The sequence below is a fragment of the Nonomuraea sp. NPDC004354 genome, from assembly GCF_053602555.1.
Genome location: NZ_JBSGDV010000010.1, coordinates 38,503 through 60,814, shown reverse-complemented (window position 1 = coordinate 60,814; position 22,312 = coordinate 38,503). Strand labels below are relative to the sequence as shown.

20 protein-coding genes are annotated in these 22,312 nt (G+C 70.5%); 14 read left to right on the top strand and 6 right to left on the bottom strand.

All coding sequences use genetic code 11. The features are described from left to right. Positions 1-91 precede the first annotated feature (91 nt). From pdxT to ACWENQ_RS25915, 11 genes are all read left to right on the top strand, one after another. The gene (gene pdxT / locus ACWENQ_RS25965) at positions 92-616 is read left to right on the top strand and encodes a pyridoxal 5'-phosphate synthase glutaminase subunit PdxT (protein WP_452416774.1); all 525 of its coding nucleotides are present in this window, start codon (positions 92-94) and stop codon (positions 614-616) included. 3 nt (positions 617-619) lie between these two features. After that, positions 620-1,372 carry a YebC/PmpR family DNA-binding transcriptional regulator gene (locus ACWENQ_RS25960; RefSeq protein WP_354912154.1) on the top strand — a complete coding sequence of 251 codons (753 nt, stop codon included), beginning with the start codon at positions 620-622 and terminating at the stop codon, positions 1,370-1,372. 45 nt (positions 1,373-1,417) lie between these two features. Further along, complete coding sequence (locus ACWENQ_RS25955; RefSeq protein WP_452416585.1) at positions 1,418-2,566, top strand: GNAT family N-acetyltransferase; 1,149 nt, start codon at positions 1,418-1,420, stop codon at positions 2,564-2,566. Positions 2,567-2,694: 128 nt separating this feature from the next. Then, entirely contained in the window at positions 2,695-3,222 is a 528-nt protein-coding gene (ruvC, locus tag ACWENQ_RS25950) for a crossover junction endodeoxyribonuclease RuvC (RefSeq protein ID WP_449926336.1), read from the top strand. Beyond that, positions 3,219-3,839 (top strand): Holliday junction branch migration protein RuvA, encoded by a 621-nt coding sequence (gene ruvA / locus ACWENQ_RS25945; protein WP_354912145.1) that lies wholly within the window; start codon positions 3,219-3,221, stop codon positions 3,837-3,839. Before ruvC ends, ruvA begins: the two co-directional genes overlap by 4 nt. Positions 3,840-3,885: 46 nt before the next feature. After that, positions 3,886-4,902: a Holliday junction branch migration DNA helicase RuvB gene (ruvB, locus tag ACWENQ_RS25940; RefSeq protein WP_354912142.1), complete on the top strand. Its 1,017-nt coding sequence runs from the start codon at positions 3,886-3,888 to the stop codon at positions 4,900-4,902. 316 nt (positions 4,903-5,218) lie between these two features. Next, positions 5,219-5,566 carry a preprotein translocase subunit YajC gene (gene yajC, locus ACWENQ_RS25935; protein ID WP_449926340.1) on the top strand — a complete coding sequence of 116 codons (348 nt, stop codon included), beginning with the start codon at positions 5,219-5,221 and terminating at the stop codon, positions 5,564-5,566. Between the two features lie 41 nt (positions 5,567-5,607). Continuing rightward, positions 5,608-7,404, top strand: a complete 1,797-nt coding sequence (gene secD, locus ACWENQ_RS25930) for a protein translocase subunit SecD (protein WP_452416583.1) — start codon at positions 5,608-5,610, stop codon at positions 7,402-7,404. 1 nt (position 7,405) lies between these two features. Further along, positions 7,406-8,413 carry a protein translocase subunit SecF gene (secF, locus tag ACWENQ_RS25925; RefSeq protein ID WP_449926346.1) on the top strand — a complete coding sequence of 336 codons (1,008 nt, stop codon included), beginning with the start codon at positions 7,406-7,408 and terminating at the stop codon, positions 8,411-8,413. 132 nt (positions 8,414-8,545) lie between these two features. Continuing rightward, entirely contained in the window at positions 8,546-9,067 is a 522-nt protein-coding gene (locus ACWENQ_RS25920) for an adenine phosphoribosyltransferase (protein ID WP_452416581.1), read from the top strand. A gap of 128 nt (positions 9,068-9,195) precedes the next feature. Beyond that, positions 9,196-11,439 carry a RelA/SpoT family protein gene (locus ACWENQ_RS25915; RefSeq protein WP_449926445.1) on the top strand — a complete coding sequence of 748 codons (2,244 nt, stop codon included), beginning with the start codon at positions 9,196-9,198 and terminating at the stop codon, positions 11,437-11,439. Here the strand turns inward: ACWENQ_RS25915 and ACWENQ_RS25910 are convergent. The 4 genes from ACWENQ_RS25910 to ACWENQ_RS25895 all read right to left on the bottom strand — a co-directional run bounded on the left by ACWENQ_RS25910 (position 11,417) and on the right by ACWENQ_RS25895 (position 15,984). Continuing rightward, positions 11,417-12,463 carry a hypothetical protein gene (locus ACWENQ_RS25910; protein ID WP_452416579.1) on the bottom strand — a complete coding sequence of 349 codons (1,047 nt, stop codon included), beginning with the start codon at positions 12,461-12,463 and terminating at the stop codon, positions 11,417-11,419. The two genes, ACWENQ_RS25915 and ACWENQ_RS25910, sit on opposite strands and share 23 nt — an antisense overlap. Further along, positions 12,460-13,515, bottom strand: a complete 1,056-nt coding sequence (locus ACWENQ_RS25905) for a TOMM precursor leader peptide-binding protein (protein WP_452416577.1) — start codon at positions 13,513-13,515, stop codon at positions 12,460-12,462. The genes ACWENQ_RS25910 and ACWENQ_RS25905 overlap by 4 nt, the downstream gene beginning before the upstream one ends. A 326-nt stretch (positions 13,516-13,841) precedes the next feature. Continuing rightward, a complete protein-coding gene (locus ACWENQ_RS25900) occupies positions 13,842-15,092 on the bottom strand; it encodes a DUF349 domain-containing protein (RefSeq protein ID WP_354912125.1) in 1,251 nt (416 codons plus the stop codon). A gap of 37 nt (positions 15,093-15,129) precedes the next feature. After that, the gene (locus tag ACWENQ_RS25895) at positions 15,130-15,984 is read right to left on the bottom strand and encodes a peptidylprolyl isomerase (RefSeq protein ID WP_354912123.1); all 855 of its coding nucleotides are present in this window, start codon (positions 15,982-15,984) and stop codon (positions 15,130-15,132) included. 140 nt (positions 15,985-16,124) lie between these two features. On the opposite strand from ACWENQ_RS25895, the gene ACWENQ_RS25890 reads away from it, so the two are divergent. From ACWENQ_RS25890 to aspS, 3 genes are read left to right on the top strand one after another with little or no spacing between them, the layout of a single operon-like run. Next, the gene (locus ACWENQ_RS25890) at positions 16,125-16,805 is read left to right on the top strand and encodes an MBL fold metallo-hydrolase (RefSeq protein WP_354912120.1); all 681 of its coding nucleotides are present in this window, start codon (positions 16,125-16,127) and stop codon (positions 16,803-16,805) included. Further along, positions 16,805-18,064: a histidine--tRNA ligase gene (hisS, locus tag ACWENQ_RS25885; protein WP_452416575.1), complete on the top strand. Its 1,260-nt coding sequence runs from the start codon at positions 16,805-16,807 to the stop codon at positions 18,062-18,064. Before ACWENQ_RS25890 ends, hisS begins: the two co-directional genes overlap by 1 nt. Beyond that, positions 18,061-19,797, top strand: coding sequence for an aspartate--tRNA ligase (gene aspS, locus ACWENQ_RS25880; RefSeq protein WP_452416573.1), 1,737 nt, complete (start codon positions 18,061-18,063; stop codon positions 19,795-19,797). Before hisS ends, aspS begins: the two co-directional genes overlap by 4 nt. A 67-nt stretch (positions 19,798-19,864) precedes the next feature. Here the strand turns inward: aspS and ACWENQ_RS25875 are convergent, their stop codons facing one another. Together ACWENQ_RS25875 and ACWENQ_RS25870 are read right to left on the bottom strand one after the other, a co-directional pair. Continuing rightward, positions 19,865-21,058, bottom strand: coding sequence for a cytochrome P450 family protein (locus ACWENQ_RS25875; protein WP_452416571.1), 1,194 nt, complete (start codon positions 21,056-21,058; stop codon positions 19,865-19,867). Then, positions 21,051-22,262: a cytochrome P450 family protein gene (locus tag ACWENQ_RS25870; RefSeq protein WP_452416569.1), complete on the bottom strand. Its 1,212-nt coding sequence runs from the start codon at positions 22,260-22,262 to the stop codon at positions 21,051-21,053. The genes ACWENQ_RS25875 and ACWENQ_RS25870 overlap by 8 nt, the downstream gene beginning before the upstream one ends. Positions 22,263-22,312: the final 50 nt, after the last annotated feature.

The following is a 22,312-nucleotide window of genomic DNA, read 5'->3' as shown; positions in this document are numbered from 1 at the left end:
GAATCAGGGGAACCCGGACCACGAAGGAAGGACGACCGTGCCCAAGATCGGTGTACTCGCACTCCAGGGAGACGTGCGCGAACACGTCCGCATGCTGGAGGAGGCGGGGGCGGAGGCGACGGCCGTGCGCAGGATCGCCGAGCTCGAGGCCGTCGACGGGCTGGTCATCCCCGGCGGGGAGTCCACCACGATGTGGAAGCTCGCCGAGATCTTCGAGCTGCTGGAACCGCTGCGCCTGCGCGTCAAGGAGGGCATGCCCGCCTACGGCTCGTGCGCCGGCATGATCATGCTGGCCGACCGCATCCAGGACGGCATCGAGGGCCAGCAGACGATCGGCGGCATCGACATGGTGGTCAGGCGTAACGCCTTCGGCCGCCAGGTCGACTCCTTCGAGGCCGACCTGTCCTTCGCGGGGGGCACCGTACACGCTGTCTTCATCCGCGCCCCATGGGTGGAATCGGTGGGTTCCGACGTCGAGGTGCTGGCGACCGCGCCCCCTGGGGATAGGATCGTCGCGGTCCGACAGGGACCGCTGCTCGCGACATCGTTCCATCCGGAGCTGACCGGAGACACTCGCGTGCATGAATATTTCGTCAACATGGTGAGGGAGCTCTAGGTCATGTCCGGCCACTCCAAATGGGCTACGACGAAGCACAAGAAGGCCGCGCTCGACGCCAAGCGCGGCAAGCTGTTCGCGAAGCTCATCAAGAACATCGAGGTGGCGGCCAGGACCGGTGGCCCTGACCCGGATGCCAACCCCACCCTCTTCGACGCCATCTTCAAGGCGAAGAAGAACTCGGTGCCCAACGACAACATCGAGCGCGCCCGCAAGCGTGGCGGCGGCCTCGAGGCGGGCGGCGCCGACTGGCAGACCATCATGTACGAGGGCTACGCCCCCGGCGGTGTCGCGGTCCTCATCGAGTGCCTGACCGACAACCGCAACCGCGCCGCCTCCGAGGTCCGTGTCGCGCTCACCCGCAACGGCGGCTCGCTGGCCGACCCCGGTTCGGTGGCCTACATGTTCAACCGCAAGGGTGTCGTGATCGTCCCCAAGGACGGGCTGTCCGAGGACGACGTGCTGACCGCGGTGCTCGAGGCGGGCGCCGAGGAGGTCAACGACCTGGGCGAGTCGTTCGAGGTCGTCTCCGAGGCCGGTGACCTGGTGCCGGTGCGCAAGGCGCTGCAGGAGGCCGGCATCGACTACGACTCGGCCGAGTCGAGCTTCCTGCCGACGCTCAACGTCCCGCTCGACGAGGACGGCGCGCGCAAGGTCTTCCGCCTCATCGACGCGCTCGAGGACAGCGACGACGTCCAGAACGTCTACGCGAACTTCGACGTCAGCGACGACATCATGGAGAAGCTCGACGCCTGAAAACGGCTCGCGGCGGATGTCCCGCAGTGCGTAGGTTGACCTGCTGTGGAAATTCGTGATCTGAGCCCGGACGACCTCGACGCCGTCCTCGACACCCGCAAGCGCTCCTTCGGCCCGTTGCCCGCCGACCTCGCCGACAACTGGCGCGCAATGGCGCTGGCCACCCTGGAGCAGGGACGCTTCCTCGGCGTCTTCGACGGCTCGAGGGTGGCCGCCGCCGCGCGCCTGCCCGGTTTCACCCAGTGGTGGCACGGCAGGCCGCAGCCGATGGCCGGGGTGGCGGGTGTGGTCGTCAACCCCGAGGACCGCGGACGCGGCGTGGGCAGGCGGCTCATGCGGGCCGTCCTCGGCAGGGCGGCCGAGCTGGGCGAGGCCGTCTCGGCCCTCTACCCGGCCACCACGCCGATCTACCGTTCGCTCGGCTGGGAGCACGCGGGCGCCGAGAACGCGGTGACCCTCGCTCCCGAGGCGCTGCGCACCATCGGCCCGGCCGAGCAGGTCAAGCTACGCAGGATGGAGCCCGACGACGTCGCCGAGGTGATCGCCATCCTCGGCCGCGTCCACGCCGCCAACCGCGCCAGCGGGCCCATCTGCTGGGACGAGGCCGCCTGGCGACGCTACCTCGACGAGGATGACGACTTCCGCTACCTGGCCGACGACGGGTTCGTCGCCTACCGATGGGACGGGGGCGACATCGCCGTCGACAACCTCGTCGCCGGCTCGGAGGCGACCGCCCGCGCGCTGTGGGCCATGGTCGGCACCTCCTCCTCGATCGCCAAGAAGGTCACCGCCGTGGTCGCGCCGAACGACCCCGTGCTGTGGCTGGTGCGCGAGCGGGCCAAGGAGCAGGTCAAGCAGACGAGGTGGATGTTCCGGGTCGTGGACGTGGCCGAGGCGATCGCCAGGCGAGGCTTCCCGTCGGTGGTCTCGGCGCACGCCGTGATCACGGTCGACGACCCCGAGCGCCCGGCCAACAGCGGCACGTGGCGGCTGGAGATCTCCGGCGGCTCCGGTACGGCCGGCGCCGCCACGGGGCAGGGGCCGCGCTTCACCGTCAACGGCCTGTCGGCGCTGTACGCCGGGATCCCGACCTCGACGCTGCGCCCGGCCGGCCTGCTGTCCGGCCCGGAGGAGTTCGACGAGGCGCTGGACGCGGCGTTCGCCGGCACGCCGTACATGATCGACTACTTCTGATCGTCCGGCTCGGGCCCGCGCCCGCCGGGCGGCGCCGTGGAGCGAGGCGCGTTCGCCGTGCGCCGCCCGCCCAACCAGGGTAGAGTTCGCTGCCGAACAGATGTTCGGCAGCGAACGGAGGGCGGGCCGTGCGGGTGATGGGCGTCGACCCAGGGCTGACCAGATGCGGCCTCGGGGCCGTCGAGGGCCGCCCGGGCGCGCAGCTCAAGCTCGTCGCCGTCGGCGTGGTGCGCACCTCCGCCGACGACGAGCTCGGCGCCAGGCTCGTCGGCATCGAGCGCGGCATCGAGCGGTGGCTCGACGACGTGCGGCCCGACGCGGTGGCCGTCGAGCGCGTCTTCGCCCAGCACAACGTCCGCACCGTGATGGGCACCGCGCAGGCGGCGGGCATCGCCGTGCTGTGCGCCGCCAGGCGCGGCCTGCCGGTGGCGCTGCACACGCCCTCGGAGGTCAAGGCCGCCATCACCGGCAGCGGCACCGCCGACAAGAAGCAGATCGGCACCATGGTCACCAGGCTGCTGCGGCTGGCGGAGATGCCCAAGCCCGCCGACGCGGCCGACGCCCTCGCCCTGGCCATCTGCCACGTGTGGCGCGGCGGCACCCAGAACAGACTGGCCGAGGCGCTGGCCAAGGCATCGAGAGGACGTGCGCTGTGATCGCGTCGGTTTCCGGGGTCGTGGCGGCCGTCGCGCCCGACTCGGCGGTGATCGAGGTCGGCGGGGTGGGTGTGCTGGTGCACTGCACACCCGGCACGCTGGCCACCCTGCGGGTCGGCGAGCCCGGCCGGCTGGCCACCTCGCTGGTCGTCAGGGAGGAGTCGCTCACCCTGTACGGCTTCGCCACCGACGACGAGCGCACGGTCTTCGAGCTCGTCCAGACGGCCAGTGGCGTGGGCCCGAAGCTGGCCCTGGCCATGCTGGCCGTCCACACGCCCAACTCGCTGCGCGTCGCGGTCGCCTCGGCCGACCTCAAGGCGCTGACCAGGATCCCCGGCATCGGCCAGAAGGGCGCCCAGCGCATCGTGCTGGAGTTGAAGGACAAGCTCGGCACGCCCGAGGAGGCGGTCAACGCCGCGCTCAACGGCGACGCCGCCCTGCCGCTGTGGCGCGAGCAGGTCCACTCGGGTCTGGTCGGCCTCGGCTACTCCACCAGGGACGCCGACGAGGCGATCGCGCTGGTGGGGCCGCAGGCCGACGCCGAGGTGGCCGCGGGCCGGCAGCCGCAGGTGGCGGTGCTGCTCAAGGCGGCGCTCAGGGCGCTGAGCGTCCGATGAGGCCGGCGGTGGCGGGAAGCGGGCGCCCCGGCGGCGGGGAGATGGCATGAGCATCGAACGTGACCTGGTCTCGCCCGACGCCGAGGGCGACGAGCTGCAGATCGAGGCGGCGCTGCGGCCCAAGCGCCTGGCCGACTTCATCGGCCAGGCGCGCGTGCGCGAGCAGCTCTCGCTGGTGCTGGAGAGCGCGCTCAAGCGGAACCGGCCGCCCGACCACGTGCTGATGAGCGGCTCGCCGGGGCTGGGCAAGACCACCCTGGCCATGATCATCGCAGCCGAGCTCGGCGCCCCGCTGCGGATCACCTCGGGCCCGGCCCTGGAGCGCGCCGGCGACCTGGCGGCGATCCTGTCGACGCTGACCGAGGGCGAGGTGCTGTTCATCGACGAGATCCACCGGATGGCCCGCCCCGCCGAGGAGATGCTCTACCTCGCGATGGAGGACTTCAGGGTCGACATCATCGTCGGCAAGGGCCCCGGCGCCACCGCCATCCCGCTGGAGATCGCGCCCTTCACCCTCGTCGGCGCCACGACCAGAGCGGGCCTGCTGCCGGCGCCGCTGCGCGACCGGTTCGGCTTCACCGCCCACATGGACTTCTACGAGGTCGCCGAGCTCGAGCAGGTGCTGCGCCGCTCGGCCGGGCTGCTCGGGGTGACGCTGCCCGAGGAGGGCGCCCACGAGATCGCCAGGCGCTCGCGCGGCACGCCCCGCATCGCCAACCGGCTGCTGCGCCGGGTGCGCGACTTCTCCGAGATCCGCTCCGACGGCGTCATCACCCGCGACGTCGCCTCGGCCGCGCTCAACCTCTACGAGGTCGACGCCGAGGGCCTCGACCGGCTCGACCGGGCGGTGCTCGGCGCGCTGCTGCGCAAGTTCGGCGGCGGCCCCGTCGGGCTGTCGACGCTCGCCGTGGCCGTGGGGGAGGAGCCGGAGACGGTCGAGGTGGTGGCCGAGCCGTTCCTGGTGCGCCAGGGGCTGCTGGCCCGCACGCCGCGCGGGCGGGTCGCCACCACCGCCGCCTGGCTTCACCTGGGCCTCACCCCTCCGCCGGAGGCGCCCTTCTGACCGAGACGCCCGCCGCCGGGCCGGGACGGCAGGACCCGGCCGCCGGAAACGCCACGAAACGGCGCGGTCACAGAACGGTTGCAAGCATTGCGAATTGGGAACTTCCCCGCGCGCCGAATCGCTGCCTCGTTGCCGGGTTTCGCAACAACCGCCTACACTCCGTGGCTTGGCTGGCTGTGTAAGCTGATGGGCTGAGCGGCGCGGCCCCTCGACGCAACGCATGGAATTTCCGGCTCGACGCCGGTGTCATCATCTTGACAGACGATGGAAGGTCGCCCTCGTGGACTCAGCAACGCTTATGAACATCCTGCCGCTTGTGCTTCTGGTGGTGGTGTTCTACTTCCTGCTCATCAGGCCGCAGCGCAAGCGGCAGCAGGAAGCCGTTCAGATGCAGAACTCGCTCGCGCCCGGCGCCCGTGTGATGACCACCACCGGCCTGTTCGCCACCGTGGTGGCTGTCGACAACGAGGACGTCATCCTGGAGGTCGCTCCCGGCGTCGAGACCCGCTGGGTGAAGGCCGCCATCGGTCGGGTCGTCACCCCCGTCGCCGATGACAAGCTCGCCGCGACGGAGCCTGAGACGACCGAGACGAAGGAATCCGCCGTAGCCGACGAGCCGGTCGACCGCAACGACGACGAGGACACCAACAGCAAGAAGTCCTGACCAGCTTGCGGCCGACCCCTACCTGAAAGAACAGACGACCAGTGGCCCGACCGACCAGCGGCCAGAGCAAGCCGGGGCGCACGCTCCTGGTGCTTCTGGCGCTCATCTTCGCCATGGGCGGGGCGATGTTCCTGCAGCCGGCGTTCACGCCGAAGCTCGGACTCGACCTCGCAGGTGGCACGACGGCGACACTGTCGCCGATCACTCCGAACGGCTCTCCCCCCTCTGAAGAGAGCCTCAACCTCGCCGTCAACATCATCCGTGACCGGGTGAACGGCACCGGAATCTCCGACGCGGAGGTCGCCAAGTCGGGCGACAACATCGTCATCTCGGTTCCCGGCGCAGGCAAGGACGAGGTCATCAAGCTGGTCGGCACCACGGCGGAGCTGCGCTTCCGCCAGGTCCTGGCCGCCGAGGCGGCCCAGCCGCAGCCGAGCACCATGCCCACCCAGGCGCCGACGCCCTCGGGCTCAGGACAGCCTTCCACGCAGCCGAACGGGCAGTCGTCCGACCGGCCTTCCACGCAGCCGAGCGCCCGCACCTCGGCCAACGCGCCCACACCCAGCGCCTCCCCGACGGGCAAGGCCCTGTCGTCCGCGCTGACCTCGCCCAACCCCTCGCCCTCCGCCGCTGCGACCGGCGAGCGGAAGAGCCAGAACCAGGACCAGAACAAGGGCCAGGACAAGGGCCGGAACGCCAAGGCGACCCCGTCCGCGACGCCGAGCGCCCAGCCCAGCGCGCCGACCCAGGACTCCGCGCTGGCCGGCATCGACCCCGCGCTGGTCAAGCAGTACAACGAGCTCGACTGCGCCAAGAACAAGCAGCAGGGCGTCCAGGACGACCCGAGCAAGCCGTACGTCACCTGTGACGCCGACGGCACCGCCAAGTACATCCTCGACAAGGCCAGGGTCGTCGGCACCGACATCGACACGGCCAGCGCCGGCGTGCAGCAGACCACCGGCCAGTGGGTCGTGCAGCTCAACTTCAAGAGCAAGGGCGCCACGGCGTGGTCGACCCTGACCACCGAGGCCTACCAGGCCCAGCCGCCGCGCAACATGGTCGCCGTGGTCCTCGACGGCGTGGTCATCACCGCGCCGAACATCAACGAGCCCATCCCCGGCGGCCGGGCGGAGATCTCCGGCGGCTTCACCCAGCAGACCGCGACCGCGCTGGCCGACCAGCTGAAGTACGGCGCGCTGCCGCTGAAGTTCGTGCGCAGCTCCATCGACACGATCTCCTCCACCCTCGGCCAGGACCAGCTGCGCGGCGGCCTCATCGCCGGCGCCATCGGTCTCGGCCTGGTGGTCATCTACTCGCTGCTGTACTACCGCGGCCTCGGCGTGGTCGCGGTGCTGAGCCTCCTGATGGCCTCGGTCATCACCTACGAGGCGGTGGTGCTCCTCGGCACCTACGCGGGCTTCAGCCTGTCGCTGCCGCACATCATCGGTCTGGTGGTCTCGATCGGCATCACAGCCGACTCCTTCATCGTCTACTTCGAACGCATCAGAGACGAGATGAAGGAGGGCAGACGCTCGCTGCGCGCCGCCGTCGAGGTGGCGTGGGTGCGCGCGCGCCGGACGATCCTGATCGCCGACGCGGTCATGTTCATCGCCGCCGTGGTGCTCTACTTCCTGGCCGTCGGCGGCGTCGCCGGCTTCGCGTTCGCGATGGGTCTGACCACGCTGATCGACGTGGTCGTGGTGTTCCTGTTCACCAAGCCGTTCATCGCGCTGCTGGCGAGGTTGAAGTTCTTCGCCAAGGGGCACAAGCTCTCCGGTCTCGACGCCGAGCGCATGGGCCCGGAGACTGTTCGTACGACCACTCCGCAGGAGGCCTGACATGGGACTCGGGCGTCGCCTCTACCGTGGCGAGATCGACGTCGACTTCGTCGGCCGCCGGAAGCTGTGGTACAGCCTTTCGGCCTTCCTGCTGCTGTTCTCCGTCGCCGGCCTGATCTTCAGCGCCGTCACCCATGGCAGCGCGCTCAACCTGGGCGTGGAGTTCAAGGGCGGCTCGGTGTTCTCCTTCGCCGCGCCGCAGGCCGGCATCGAGAAGGTCCGCGAGACCATGACCGAGGCGGGCGTCCACCAGCCGATCGTCCAGCAGGCCGGCGGTAGCTGGCGGGTGACCACCGAGACCCTCGACGAGGCCAACCTGTCCAGGGTGCAGCAGTCCGTCGCCAAGGACCTCGGCGTCGACCCCGCGCAGATCTCCATCACCTCGATCGGCGCCTCCTGGGGCGGTGAGGTGGCCACCAAGGCCTGGCTCGGCCTCGTGGTGTTCATGTTCGCGATCATCCTGTATCTGAGCATGGCCTTCGAGCCGAAGATGGCCTTGGCGGCGATCGTCGCGCTGCTGCACGACCTGGTCATCACGGCCGGCATCTACGCGTGGTCGGGCTTCGAGGTCACCCCTGCGACCCTGCTGGGCTTCCTCACCATCCTCGGCTACTCGCTGTACGACGCGGTCGTCGTCTTCGACATGATCAAGGAGGTCACCGCCAAGCTCGGCACGACCTCCAAGAAGACCTACACGATGGCCGCGAACGACGCGCTCAACCACACGCTGATCAGGTCGCTGAACACCTCGCTGGTGGCCATCCTGCCGGTGGCGGCGATCCTGTTCATCGGCACCACGCTGCTGGGCGCAGGCACGCTGAAGGACCTGTCGCTCGCCCTGTTCGTCGGCATGCTGGTCGGCACGTACTCCTCGCTGTGCGTGGCCACGCCGCTGCTGGTGACGCTGAAGGAGCGCGAGCCGAAGTACCAGGCGATCGCCAAGCGGCTGGCGTCCACCGGCGGGGGCAAGAGCGGCGGCGCCAAGCGGCCCGCCACCGCCAAGAACTGACCGCTCGACGCTGGGCGCCGCCCCCGTCCCTTCTCACGGGACGGGGGCGGCGTCGTGCCGGGCGGCCGGGGTGTGGGATGGTGGTGCGTCCGACAGGCGGACGCACCGGACGGAGAGGAAAGAGAGCCCGACGTGAGCGAGCTGACCCAGCTGATCCTCGAGCGGATCAGGGACGTCAACGACTACCCGAAGCACGGGGTCGTGTTCAAGGACATCACCCCTCTGCTCGCCGACCCGCAGGCGTTCACCGCGGTGGTCGACGCGCTCGCCGGCTGCTTCCCCGGGGTGGACAAGGTCGTCGGCATCGAGGCGCGCGGCTTCATCCTGGCCGCTCCCGCCGCCTGCCGGGCCGGGGCGGGGTTCGTGCCGGTCCGCAAGAAGGGCAAGCTGCCCTCCACCACCCTCGAGGCCTCCTACGAGCTGGAGTACGGCTCGGCCACCATCGAGGTCCACCAGGACGCCTTCGGCCCCGGCGACAGGGTCGTCATCGTCGACGACGTGCTGGCCACCGGCGGCACCGCCGAGGCGACGGTGGAGCTGGTCAGGAGGGCGGGAGCCGAGGTCGTCGGCGTCGCCGTCCTGATGGAGCTGGCCTTCCTGAAGGGGCGCGAGCGGCTGGAGGGTGTCGACCTGAGGGCGCTCGTGATCGTGTGATGGGCGACCGGCCGACGCGCGGGTGACATGGCTGGATACACTGAGGGATCTGGACTCGAACGTGAGGAGTCTGTGTGCCCCGTGAGGTAGTCGTGCCCGACGCCACCGACGCCGGTAGTTCCGAAGGGATGTCCGGCGCTCCAGCGGCGCGTCGCCGACGGTTTGGGGGTGGGGCCATGAATCCGGTGCTGGAGCCGTTGTTCCGGACGGTCCGCGCCACCCATCCCAAGGCGGACCTGCGCCTGATCGAGCGTGCCTACGACGTGGCCGCCTACCACCACCGCGACCAGAAGCGGAAGAGTGGCGACCCCTACATCACGCACCCGCTGGCCGTGGCGACGATCCTGGCCGAGCTCGGCACCGACGACGAGACGCTGTGCGCCGCCCTGCTGCACGACACGGTCGAGGACACCGCCTACAGCCTGGACGAGCTGCGCGCCGACTTCGGCGACAAGATCGGCCTGCTGGTCGACGGCGTCACCAAGCTGGACAAGGTCAAGTTCGGTGACGCCGCGCAGGCCGAGACCGTGCGCAAGATGGTCGTGGCGATGTCGCGCGACATCAGGGTGCTGGTCATCAAGCTCGCCGACCGCCTCCACAACATGCGCACGATGCGCTACCTGCCGGAGCACAAGAGGCAGCAGAAGTCGCGCGAGACGCTGGAGATCTTCGCCCCGCTGGCCCACCGCCTGGGCATGAACACGATCAAGTGGGAGCTCGAGGATCTCGCGTTCGCGATGCTCTACCCCAAACGCTACGACGAGATCGCCCGCATGGTCTCCGAGCGGGCCCCGCGCCGCGACCTGTTCCTGCAGGAGGTCATCGAGAAGGTCTCGGCCGACCTGCGCGACGCCAGGATCCGCGCGGTGGTCAAGGGCAGGCCGAAGCACTACTACTCGGTCTACCAGAAGATGATCGCCCGCGACGTGGCCTTCGACGACATCTACGACCTGGTGGGCATCCGGGTCCTGGTCGACTCGGTCCGCGACTGCTATGCGGCGCTCGGAACGATCCACGCGCGATGGAACCCGGTGCCCGGCCGGTTCAAGGACTACATCGCGATGCCCAAGTTCAACATGTACCAGTCGCTGCACACCACGGTGATCGGTCCCGAGGGCAAGCCGGTCGAGCTGCAGATCCGCACGCACGCGATGCACCACAGGGCCGAGTACGGCGTGGCCGCCCACTGGAAGTACAAGGAGGAGGCGGGCAGCCCCGGTCCTGCGGGCAAGGTCAAGCCGGGCGGCGACATGGCCTGGCTGCGCCAGCTGCTCGACTGGCAGAAGGAGACCTCCGATCCGGGGGAGTTCCTGGAGTCGCTGCGCTTCGACCTGTCGGTGTCGGAGGTGTACGTCTTCACCCCGCGCGGCCAGGTGGTGGCGCTGCCCGAGGGCGCGACGCCGGTCGACTTCGCCTACGCCGTCCACACCGAGGTGGGTCACCGGTGCATCGGGGCGCGCGTCAACGGCCGCCTGGTGCCGCTGGAGTCGCGCCTGGGCAACGGCGACACCGTGGAGATCTTCACCTCCAAGTCGCCCGACGCGGGTCCCTCGCGTGACTGGCTGAAGTTCGTCAAGTCGGGCCGTGCCCGCAACAAGATCAGGCAGTGGTTCTCCAAGGAGCGCCGCGAGACCGCGATCGAGGCGGGCAAGGAGGCCATCGGCAGGGCCATGCGCAAGCAGGGGCTGCCGCTGCAGCGGCTCATGTCGGGCGAGGCGCTGCTGGCGCTCGCCCGCGACCTGCGCTACCCCGACGTCTCGGCCCTCTACGCGGCCGTCGGCGAGGGCCACGTCGCGGCGCAGACGGTCGTGCAGAAGCTCGTGACGTCCATCGGCGGCGTCGACAGCGCCGAGGAGGACATCGCCGAGGTCTCGCTGCCGACCAGGCTCAGCCGCCGTCCCAGGGGCGGCGGCGGTGCGGGCGTCGTCGTGGCGGGCGACTCCGACGTGTGGGTACGGCTCTCGCGCTGCTGCACCCCCGTGCCGGGCGACGACATCGTCGGGTTCGTCACCCGCGGCCACGGCGTGTCGGTGCACCGCTCCGACTGCACCAACGTGCAGCAGCTCAAGGAGCAGCCCGACCGCCTCGTGGAGGTGACGTGGGCGCCCAACGAGGACTCGGTGTTCCTGGTGGCGATCCAGGTGGAGGCGCTCGACCGGCCCCGCCTGCTGTCCGACGTCACCCGCACGCTGTCCGACCAGCACGTCAACATCCTGTCGGCGTCGGTGACCACCTCCCGCGACCGGGTGGCGGTCAGCAAGTTCACCTTCGAGATGGGCGACCCCAAGCACCTGGGTCACGTGCTGAAGGCGGTGCGCAGCATCCAGGGCGTCTACGACGTCTACCGGGTCAGCGGAGCCTCTGGCGGATGAGCACCCACAGGTAGAGCCCCCAGCCGAAGGCGACGATCGCCAGCGTGAGCAGCGGCTGCACGGACGTGCCGAGTTCGGCCACGGCCTGCCAGCACACCGCGATCGTGATGGGCACGGTGTAGCCGAGCAGGAAGGCCAGGCCGAGCACCCGGCCGGCGATGACGAACCAGGCGTAGATCCGCACCGAGCGCGGCGCCTGCCGGTGCCGCCGCCGCAGGTAGGCCTGGGCGTCGGCCATGAGGTTCTTGTTGCCGGTGGCGTTGGCGAAGGCGTAGTAGACGTCGGTGCGCATGAAGAACAGGAACTGCCAGACGATCTGCGAGGCGCAGATGACCATCACGAGGCGGGCCACGGCGTTCTCGGTGACGTACAGCGCGCAGGCGGCTGCGGAGACCAGGAACAGGTCGGTCCGCATGCCCGCCAGGTGCGCGCGGTAGCGGGCCCGGCGGGGCAGCCGCCAGACGCCGGTCACGTTGGTCTGGACGACGAGGAACTGCAGGCGGGTGCCGAGCGACAGCTCGGCCCGCACGCCCAGTGAGCGGGCGGCCAGGATGTGGCTGAGCTCGTGGACGAAGACGAGCACCCACGAGCCCACGGCGAACGACAGGGTGAACGCGAGGCTGTTCGACCACACCAGGCCCGACATGCCGGACACGATGCGCGGTTCGGCGACGACGGCCGCGACGGCGCACAGCGCCAGCAGCCCGACGAGGGCGTCGGCGACGGGGGAGAAGAGCAGGCGCACGTGCTCCGGCCGGACGCGGTCCCAGGGGCTGGGCGGCAGCTCGGGTTCCTCGAGCAGCCCCATGCTCTCCAGGCCGCCGACGAAGGCCGCCACGTCGACGTCCGTGCCGTGCCGCTCCAGCACCTCCTTCCTGACCTCCTCGACCGTCCTGGAGCCGTCCAGCAGCGCCAGCACCTTGGCGGCGATGCCCGGCACGTTGACGAACCGCGCGCCGTTGCCGACCACGTAGTCGTCGGGACCGTCCTCGACCACGCTCAGGAAGCTCAGGTCGGGCCTCATCCGCAGACCTCGCACCCGGGCAGGCGTTCGAACGGGTGCGCGGTGGTGCTCAGGTCGAGCAGGTCGAGGTGCACGGTCCTGCCCTCCAGGGCGGGCGCTCCCGTGCCGGTCAGGTGGCGGACGATCTCGGCGGCCAGCAGGCCGGAGACCGCCGCGCAGAGCGGGCCGAAGGCGGGGACGGTCCGGCCGGCGTTGTCGGCGGTGGGCAGCTCGGCCGTGCCGTACGGCTCGGCCAGCCGGCGTTCCCTGCAGGTCAGGCAGCCGGTCCTGCCCGGTACCACGAGGGGGCCGACCAGGCCGACGTGCTGGTTGAACCCGCCGGTCACGAACGGCACGCCCGCCTGCACGCAGGCCTGGTTGACCCAGCGGCGGATGTGCGGCTGCGGGGTGTCGACGGTGTTGACCACGAAGTCCTCGCCCGCGGCGGGGACGTCGGCCGCCCCCTGGATGCGGCGCCGGATCTCGACGATCTCGGCGTCGGGCTGGTGGGCGCGCAGCCGGTCGGCGGCCGCGGCGACCTTGGGCCTGCCGACGTCGGCGGGGGTGTAGAGGTGCTGGCGGTGCAGGTTGGACGGCTCGACCTGGTCGTCGTCGACGAGCGTCAGCCGCCGCACGCCCGCGGTGACCAGCTGGACGGCGACCGCGCCGCCGATGGCGCCGGCGCCCAGCACGGTGACCCGCCGGGCGGCCAGGTCCCGCAGGGCGGTGACCGCCTGGCCGGCGGGATGGAACATCGACAGGAACAGCGCCTGCCGGGACAGCCGGTCGTCGGCGGTCAGCGCCGCCAGGTCGGTCTCGGTGACCAGGAGGCGGGCGGCGAGCAGCCGGTCGATCGCGGCGTCTATTTCGCCGGGAGTGACGCCGTCGAGCAGCGGGTAAAGTTCTTGTCTCGATCGTGGACGCCGGGCGCAGAGCCGGAACAGCTCGCGTAGCGGTTTTTCCGCCGGTGACAGGATGCGGCCCGTGGGCGGAAAGTCGCCGAGCCTGACCTGTTCCCGTGAATCGTCGACGAACAGAGGGAAAGCCGGATTCACCTGAATCCGTTCGCGCATGGGCGGGGCTCCGTGAGAGGTGGTGTGGGGCCTCCACCGAGGCCCCACGGACGGGTTTCAGCAGCTGTTGCTGTTACCGGTGGTCTCTACCTCTTCGACGGGCTTGATCTCGATTGTCATCTTGACCCCTTTCGCCGATATCTGCGAGTCCCATGATCGTAGGAACCTGCGGCGAAATATGGGGAGGCCCAATGACCCTGCGTGACCGCTTTTCACGGAAAAAGCGCCGACTCCATTCGGGGACGGAGAACGGGAATGCCGGCTTGTCAGAAAAGAGCCGATAAAAAGGCTCCGGGTGGCGCACCACCCGGAGCCTCCGGCAGGGATCAGCTGAACTCGGCGAGCGTGCGCTCGGCCTCCTCCAGCCACGAACGGCGGGCCGCCAGCGCCTCCTCGGCGTCCTTGACCTCCTTGGCGCGCCCGGCGGCCTGGGCCTTGCCGAGCTTCTTCTCCAGCTGCTCGATCGAGGTGCGCAACTGGTCGACCGTGCTCTGGGCGCGAGCCCTGGCCTCGGGGTTGGAGCGCTTCCACTCCGCCTCCTCGGCCTTGCGGACCGCCTCGTCGACGCGCCGCAGCCCGCCCTCCAGCCGGTCACGCTGCTCGCGCGGCACGGGACCGACGGCCTCCCAGCGCTCGAGCAGCGTGCGCAGCGCGGCCCGGGCGTGGCGGTGGTCGGTCACCGGCAGGATCTTCTCCGCCTCGACCAGCAGCGCCTCCTTGGCCTCCGCGTTGGCCGCCAGCGAGGCGTCACGCTCGGCGAAGACCGCGGAACGGGCCTGGAAGAACTGGTCCTGGGCCGCCTTGAACCTGGCCCACAGCTCGTCCTCGGCCTCGCGCGAGGCCCGGCCGGCCGACTTCCACTGCTGCATGAGCTCGCGGTAGACGGCGGCCGTCTGGCCCCAGTCGGTGGAGTCGGCCAGCGCCTCGGCCTCGACCACGATCCGCTCCTTGTAGGCGCGGATGCCCTCGCGCTGCTCGTCCAGCCCCGCGAAGTAGGCCTTGCGCCGCTTGGCGAAGGCCGTCCGGGCCGCCGACAGCCGCTTCCACAGGGCCGCCTCGGTGACGCGGTCGATGCGCTCGGCGGCCTTCCACTCCTCCACCAGCTGGCGCAGCCGCTCACCGCCCGACTTCCAGTGGGTGGTCTCGTCGGCGATGCGCTCGGCCTCGCCGACGATGCGCTCCTTGACCGCCTTGGCCTCGGCCCTGGCCAGGTCACGCGCGGCCTTGACCTCTTCGCGGCGCTTGGCGACCAGCTCGCTGAGCGCGTCGAGACGCGTGACCAGCGCGCCCAGGTCGCCTATGGCGTGGGCGTCGGCGACGGCCTCGCGCAGCTTGACGATGCTCGCCTCGGCCTGCGCAGGAGCCAGGTCGGTGCCCTTGACGCGCTGTTCGAGCAGCTGGACCTGACCGGCCAGCTCGTCGTACTTGCGGTGGAAGTAGGCCAGCGCTTCTTCGGGCTCACCGGCCTGCCAGGACCCGACGGCCCGCTCTCCCTCGGCCGTACGCACGTAGACGGTGCCGTCGTCGTCTACCCGGCCCCACGGGTCGGTGCTCACCGTGTCCTCCCGCACTCTCATCAGACCCTTCGGGACTACTGCCCCTAGTTGTATTACGTCAGCTCTTGGCAGAGATTGTCACGTCTTTGATTTCGACCGTCTCCTTGGGTGCGCCCGTGCCGTCCGGACCAGGAGTGATGACGCCCGCCTTGTTGACCTTGTCGAGAATGTCGAGACCCTTGGTGATGGTACCGACAGGCGTGTAGTCGGGGGTCAGCCCGATGTCGCCGTAGACCAGGAAGAACTGGCTGCCCGTCGTGCCGGGCTCGCTGGTCTTGGCCATGGCCATGACACCGCGCTTGTAGGTGGCGCCTTCGAGGTTCTCCTCGGCCAGCCGGTAGCCGGGGCCGCCCTGGCCGTCGCCCTGCGCCTTGCCGTCGGCCTTGGCCGTCGGGTCGCCGCACTGCAGCATGGGGAACTGCGCGCTGCCCAGGCGGTGGCACTTGCTGCCGTTGTAGTACTTCTTGGCGGCCAGGTGCTTGAGCGAGTTGACGGTGCACGGGGCCTTGACGCCGTTGAGCTCGACGACGATGTCGCCCTGGCTCGTCTTGAGCGTCATGACCGCGTCCTTGGCCTCGGCCTTGGCCGGCGGCAGCCCGACGTCCTTGACCGTGCCGCTGGTGTCGGGCAGGTAGCCGCACTCGCCCGTCGCCGGGTCGAAGGGCTTGGGGCCGGCCGCGGCCGACGTGGAGGTGGAGGGCGCGGCCGACGGCGAGTCGGAGGCGGCGCTGTCGCCGCTGCCGCCGAGCAGGGCCACGGCGGCGATGACGCCGCCCACGACCACGAGGACGCCCACGGTGGATCCGATCACGGCGGTGCGCTTGGCCTTGGCTTCGCGTTCGGTGCGGCGCTGCATCTGCCGCTCGTAGTGCTCACGTGCCAGCTGACGCTGGCGGTCCTTGCCCGTGGACACCGCTTTTGCCTCCCTATCGAATCAACTGAGGTGGGCGAATCGTATCGGCCAACCGGTTATGGTTCGCAGCCCAGCGGCCAGCACCGGTACGCTTCGGTTACATTCTCATCCGCTTTCTTGACGAGACTCAGCCGAGGCAGATGCTCATCGCAGGCTTCCCCGCAGGGGCGTTCCAGACCAACTGCTACCTCGTGGCGCCGGCCGCCGGCGAGGAGTGCGTGATCGTCGATCCTGGCCAGGACGCCGTCGACGCCGTCGACGACCTGCTCCGCGAGCACCGGCTGAAGCCCGTCGCGGTCCTTCTCACCCACGGCCACCTCGACCACGTCTGGTCGGTCGCCCCCGTCTGCGGCGCGCGCGACATCCCCGCGTGGATCCACCCCGAGGACCGCCACCTGCTGAGCGACCCGGCCGCGGGCTGGTCGCCCACCTCCGGCCAGCTGTTCGGGGGCATCACGCTGAGCGAACCCGACGACGTGCGGGAGCTGTCCGACGGCGCCGTCGTCGAGCTGGCGGGGATGGAGTTCGTGGTCGACCACACCCCGGGCCATACCAGGGGGTCGGTGAGTTTCAGGCTGCCTCCAGAGGAGATCATGTTCTCGGGCGACCTGCTGTTCGCCGGCTCCATCGGCCGCTCTGACCTGCCGGGCGGCGACTACCCGACGATCCTGCGCAGCCTGGCCGCCAAGTGCCTGCCGCTGCCGGACGAGACGGTCGTCCTGCCGGGCCACGGACCGCAGACCACGATCGGCCGCGAGCGCGCGACCAACCCTTATCTCAAGGAAGCCGCGCCGCACGCCGGTCCCACACGAGGGATCTGATGACTTTCCAAGCACCCAAGGGCACCTTCGACTGGCTGCCGCCCCGCTCCGAGCGGGTCCTCGCCGTCCGGGAGACGCTCGTCGCCCCCGTACGGCAGGCGGGCTACGGCTACGTCGAGACGCCCGTGTTCGAGGACACCGAGCTGTTCAAACGCGGTGTCGGCGAGTCGACCGACGTCGTGTCGAAGGAGATGTACACCTTCCCCGACAAGGCGGGCAGGTCGCTGACCCTGCGCCCGGAGGGCACCGCCTCGGTCGTGCGCGCCGTCCTGCAGCACAACCTGCACACCGGCCAGCTCCCGGTGAAGCTGTGGTACTCCGGCAGCCAGTTCCGCTACGAACGCGCCCAGAAGGGCCGCTACCGCCACTTCTGGCAGGTCGGCGCGGAGGCGCTCGGCGCCGAGGACCCGGCGCTCGACGCCGAGCTGATCGTGCTGGCCTGGCGCGGTTTCCGCGACCTCGGCCTGCGCGAGGTCACGCTGCTGCTCAACTCGCTCGGCGACCAGGGCTGCCGCCCCGCCTACCGGGCCGCGCTGCAGGACTTCCTGCGCGCCCTCGACCTCGACGAGGACACCAGGGCCAGGATCGAGATCAACCCGCTGCGCGTGCTCGACGACAAGCGCCCCGAGGTGCAGGAGCAGCTCAAGGGGGCGCCGCTGGTCGTCGACCACCTGTGCGAGGCGTGCAAGGCCTACCACGAGGAGGTCCGCGCCCTGCTGACCGCCTGCGAGGTGCCCTTCACCGACGACCCGCGCCTGGTGCGCGGCCTCGACTACTACACCCGCACCACCTTCGAGTTCGTCCACGGCGGGCTCGGCTCGCAGTCGGCCGTCGGCGGCGGCGGGCGCTACGACGGGCTCAGCGAGATGCTCGGCGGCCCGTCGCTGCCCAGCGTCGGCTGGGCGCTCGGCGTCGACCGCACGCTGCTGGCGATGGAGGCCGAGGGCCTGCTCGGCGACGAGGCCGGCGGCCGCGTCCAGGTGTACGGTGTCCCGCTGGGCGACGAGGCGCGCCGCCGGATGTTCCTGCTCGTCGAGGAGCTTCGAGGGGCGGGCCTGTCGGCTGACATGGCCTTCGGCGGCAAGGGGCTCAAGGGCGCGATGAAGGGCGCCGACCGCTCGGGCGCCCGCTTCGCGCTGATCCTCGGAGAGCGTGACCTGGCGGCGCAGGCCGTCCAGGTGAAGGACCTGACCACCGCAGAGCAGACCGAGGTGCCGCTGGCCCAGGTCGCCGATGTTTTGAAGGGAAAGCTGCAGTGATTCGCACGCACAAGGCCGGCGAGCTCCGCAAGGAGCACGCGGGCCAGCAGGTGACGCTCGCGGGCTGGGTGGCCCGCCGTCGTGACCACGGCGGGGTCGTCTTCATCGACCTGCGTGACGCCTCGGGCTCCGCGCAGGTGGTCTTCCGCGAGGAGGACGACGCCCACGGCCTGCGCAGCGAGTACTGCGTGAGGGTGGTCGGCGAGGTCAGGATCCGCCCCGAGGGCAACGCCAACCCCGACCTGCCCACCGGCGAGATCGAGGTCGTGGCCGACTCGGTCGAGGTGCTCAGCGAGGCCGCGCCGCTGCCGTTCCCGATCGAGGGCGGCACGGGGGTGGCCGAGGAGGTCCGCCTGCGCTACCGCTACCTCGACATCCGCCGCCAGCAGGTCGCCAACGCGATGCGGATCCGCTCCAAGGCCACCTACCTGGCCAACGAGGTGATGAACGAGCACGGCTTCGTCTACGTCGAGACGCCGACGCTGACCCGCTCGACGCCCGAGGGCGCCCGCGACTTCCTGGTGCCGGTGCGCCTGCAGCCGGGCAACTGGTACGCCCTGCCCCAGTCGCCCCAGCTGTTCAAGCAGCTGCTGCAGGTGTCGGGCCTGGAGCGCTACTACCAGCTGGCCAAGTGCTACCGCGACGAGGACCTGCGCGCCGACCGGCAGCCCGAGTTCACCCAGATCGACATCGAGATGTCCTTCGTGGACCAGGACGATGTGATCGCGGTGGGCGAGGCGCTGATCGCGCGGGTCTGGAAGGAGATCCTCGGCTACGAGATCCCCATGCCGCTGCCGCGCATGCCCTACGCCGAGGCGATGGCCCGCTACGGCTCCGACAAGCCTGACCTGCGCTTCGGTCAGGAGCTCGTCGACATGACGGAGTACTTCGCGAACACCACCTTCCGCGTCTTCCAGGCCCACTACGTCGGCGCCGTGGTCATGCCCGGTGGTGCGTCGCAGACCCGCAAGGAGCTCGACGCCTGGCAGGAGTGGGCCAAGTCCCGCGGCGCCCGCGGCCTGGCCTACGTGCTGGTCCAGGAGGACGGCACGCTCGGCGGCCCCGTCGCCAAGAACCTGTCGCCCAACGAGGCCGCGGGCCTGGCGGACAAGGTGGGCGCCAAGCCGGGTGACGCGATCTTCTTCGCCGCCGGTCCCCGCAACTCCTCGCGCGACCTGCTCGGCGCGGCCCGGCTCGAGATCGGCCGCCGCTGCGGCCTGATCGACGAGTCGCAGTGGTCGTTCCTGTGGGTCGTCGACGCGCCCATGTTCGAGGAGGACGGCGAGGGCGGCTGGACCGCGGTCCACCACCCCTTCACCGGGCCCAAGCCCGAGTGGGCCGACAACTTCCAGGAACACCCGGGCGAGGCGCTGGCCTACGCCTACGACATGGTCTGCAACGGCATGGAGATCGGCGGCGGCTCCATCCGTATCCACCGGGCCGAGATGCAGCAGCGCGTCTTCGACGTGCTCGGCATCAGCAAGCAGGAGGCCGAGTCGAAGTTCGGCTTCCTGCTGGAGGCGTTCAAGTACGGCCCGCCGCCGCACGGCGGCATCGCCTACGGCTGGGACAGGATCTGCATGCTCCTGGCGGGCGGCGAGTCGATCCGCGACGTGATCGCCTTCCCGAAGACCGCCTCCGGCTTCGACCCGCTGACCGGCGCGCCCACGCCGATCACCGTCGAACAGCGCAAGGAGGCGGGCGTCGACGCCAAGCCGAAGGACGAGGCGTAGGAACCGGGCGACCGCCCGCGGAACGAGCCGGTGGCGTGGCCGAGGCCGCGCCACCGGCTCGTCGGCGTCAGAACCGGACGGGCAGCGCGGCGAGGCCGCGCACGACCGAGCCGGTCAGCCGCCAGCTCAGCTCCTCCTCGGCGCAGCCCATCGCGAGGCCGGGCAGCCGGTCGAGCAGGGTGCCGATGGCGATCTGGCCCTCCATGCGGGCCAGTGGCGCGCCGAGGCAGAAGTGGATGCCGTGGCCGAAGGCCAGGTGCCTGGTGTCGGCGCGGGTGATGTCGAGCGTGTCGGGCGCCGCCACGACCGCGGGGTCGCGGCCCACCGCGCCGAGCGAGATGTGCACCATGGCGCCGCGAGGGATGCGGGTGCCGGCGATCTCGAGGTCCTCGGCCGCGAAGCGCGGGGTCGAGCGCTCGACGGGCCCGTCGTAGCGCAGGAACTCCTCGACCGCGTTCGGCAGCAGCTCCGGCCTGGCGCGTAGCAGCTCGAGCTGGCCGGGGTTGCGCAGCAGCGCGAGCACGCCGTTGCCGATCAGGTTGACCGTGGTCTCGTGGCCGGCGATCAGCAGCAGGCTGAGCGTGGAGAGGAGCTCCTTTTCGGTCAGCTCGTCCAGGGCCACCAGCGCGCTGATCAGGTCGTCGCGCGGCGCGGCCCTGCGCTGCTCGGTCAGGTCGCGGAAGTAGCCGGTGGTCGCCCTGGCCGCCGCCCTGCGCCGTTCGACCTCGTCGGGCTCGAAGGTGGGGTTGACCAGCAGGGCCGACCATTCGCGGAACAGGTCGCGGTCCTCCGGCGGCACGCCGAGCAGCTCGCAGATCACGATGATCGGCAGCGGGAAGGCGAACGCGTCCAGCAGCTCGGCCCTGCCGCCGGCGAAGGCGTCGATCAGCTCGTCGGTGATCTGCTGGACGCGCGGGCGCAGCTCCTCCACCCGGCGCGGGGTGAAGGCCTTGGAGACGATCCTGCGCAGCCGCGTGTGGTCGGGCGGGTCGGAGGAGAGCATGTTGGCGTCGAAGAGGAGGTCGTCCTCGGTGGCGATCGCCTTGAAGTAGTCGCCGAACCGCTGCATGTCCTTCGACAGGCGCGGGTCGTTCAGCGCGGCCCTGCCGTGCTCGTGATCGATGATCAGATAGGCCTCGAAGCCCGGCGGGAAGTCGATCGGGAAGACCGGTCCCTCGCCTCGTAAGGGGGCGTAGACGGCGTAGGGGTTCCTGCTGAACTCTGGGGTGAACAGGAACTCGAAGGGCAGCTTGTCAGGCACGCGGGCCACCCTGGATCGTGACCGGGAGGGCGGTCAGCGAGCGCAGGATGGAGCCGCTGAAGCGCCAGCTCAGCTCCTTCTCCTCGCAGCCGAGCGCGAGGCCGGGCAGCCGGGTGAGCAGCGAGCCGAAGGCGATCTGGGCCTCCATGCGGGCCAGTGGCGCGCCGAGGCAGAAGTGGATGCCGTGCCCGAAGGCGACGTGCCGGTTGTCTTCGCGCGTGACGTCCAGCGCGTCGGCGCGCTCGAAAGCCTGGGGATCGCGGCCCGCCGCGCCGATCGAGACGTGCACGAAGCTGCCCTTCGGGATCTGCGTCCCGGCGATCTCCATGTCCTCGAGCGCGATGCGGAAGGTGCCGCGCTCCACGGGCGCGTCGAAGCGCAGGAACTCCTCGACCGCGTTCGGCAGCAGGTCGGGCCTGGCGCGCAGCAGCTCGAGCTGGTCGGGGTTGCGCAGCAGGGCCAGCATGCCGTTGCCGATGAGGTTGACGGTCGTCTCGTGGCCGGCGATCAGCAGCAGCGCCAGCGTCGACAGCAGCTCCTGCTCGCTCAGCTCGGTGCTGGTGACCAGCGCCCCGACCAGGTCGTCGGTGGGGGTGGCGCGCCGCTGGGCGATCAGCTCCCTGAAGTAGGCGCGCAAGGCGTCGCCGGCCTCGTCGCGCTGCCTGGCCAGCTCCTCGTCGAAGGCCGGGCGGACCAGCGCGCCCGACCAGTGGCGGAAGTCGGCCCGATCGCTGTCAGGGATGCCCAGCAGCTCGCAGATCACGATGATCGGCAGCGGGAAGGCGAAGGCGTCGATCAGCTCGATCGTGTCGCCCTCGAAGGCGTCGATCAGCTCGTCGGTGATCTGCTGGACGCGCGGGCGCAGCTCCTCGATCCTGCGCGGGGTGAACGCCTTCGACACCAGGCGCCGCAGCCGCGTGTGGTCGGGCGGGTCCGACATCAGCATGTTGTCGGCCAGCACGGGATTTTCCTGCGCGATCGCCTCGCGGAACCAGTCAGGGCCGTTGGTCAGGCTCTTGGACAGGCGCGGATCGTTCAGCGCGGGCCTGACGTGCTCGTGGTCGATGATCACGAACGAGGGCGCGCCGGGCGGGAAGTCGATCGCGTGGACGGGCCCCTTCGCCCGGAGCTCGGCGTAGACCGCGTACGGGTCGGTGCTGAACTCCGGGGAGAGGAAGAACTCGAACGGAAGTTTGTCGGTCACAGCCTCCAGCGTGCCCCTGCGTGGCGGGGCGGCGGCGGGGTTGTGACCTG

Bases quoted from the DNA above. Each gene is read 5' to 3' on its own strand.
- pdxT (WP_452416774.1), top strand. From the start codon at position 92: ATGCTGGAGGAGGCGGGGGCGGAGGCGACGGCCGTGCGCAGGATCGCC.
- ACWENQ_RS25960 (WP_354912154.1), top strand. From the start codon at position 620: ATGTCCGGCCACTCCAAATGGGCTACGACGAAGCACAAGAAGGCCGCG.
- ruvB (WP_354912142.1), top strand. From the start codon at position 3,886: ATGAGCATCGAACGTGACCTGGTCTCGCCCGACGCCGAGGGCGACGAG.
- secF (WP_449926346.1), top strand. From the start codon at position 7,406: ATGGGACTCGGGCGTCGCCTCTACCGTGGCGAGATCGACGTCGACTTC.
- ACWENQ_RS25915 (WP_449926445.1), top strand. From the start codon at position 9,196: ATGTCCGGCGCTCCAGCGGCGCGTCGCCGACGGTTTGGGGGTGGGGCC.
- ACWENQ_RS25910 (WP_452416579.1), bottom strand. From the start codon at position 12,463: ATGAGGCCCGACCTGAGCTTCCTGAGCGTGGTCGAGGACGGTCCCGAC.
- ACWENQ_RS25905 (WP_452416577.1), bottom strand. From the start codon at position 13,515: ATGCGCGAACGGATTCAGGTGAATCCGGCTTTCCCTCTGTTCGTCGAC.
- ACWENQ_RS25900 (WP_354912125.1), bottom strand. From the start codon at position 15,092: ATGAGAGTGCGGGAGGACACGGTGAGCACCGACCCGTGGGGCCGGGTA.
- ACWENQ_RS25890 (WP_354912120.1), top strand. From the start codon at position 16,125: ATGCTCATCGCAGGCTTCCCCGCAGGGGCGTTCCAGACCAACTGCTAC.
- hisS (WP_452416575.1), top strand. From the start codon at position 16,805: ATGACTTTCCAAGCACCCAAGGGCACCTTCGACTGGCTGCCGCCCCGC.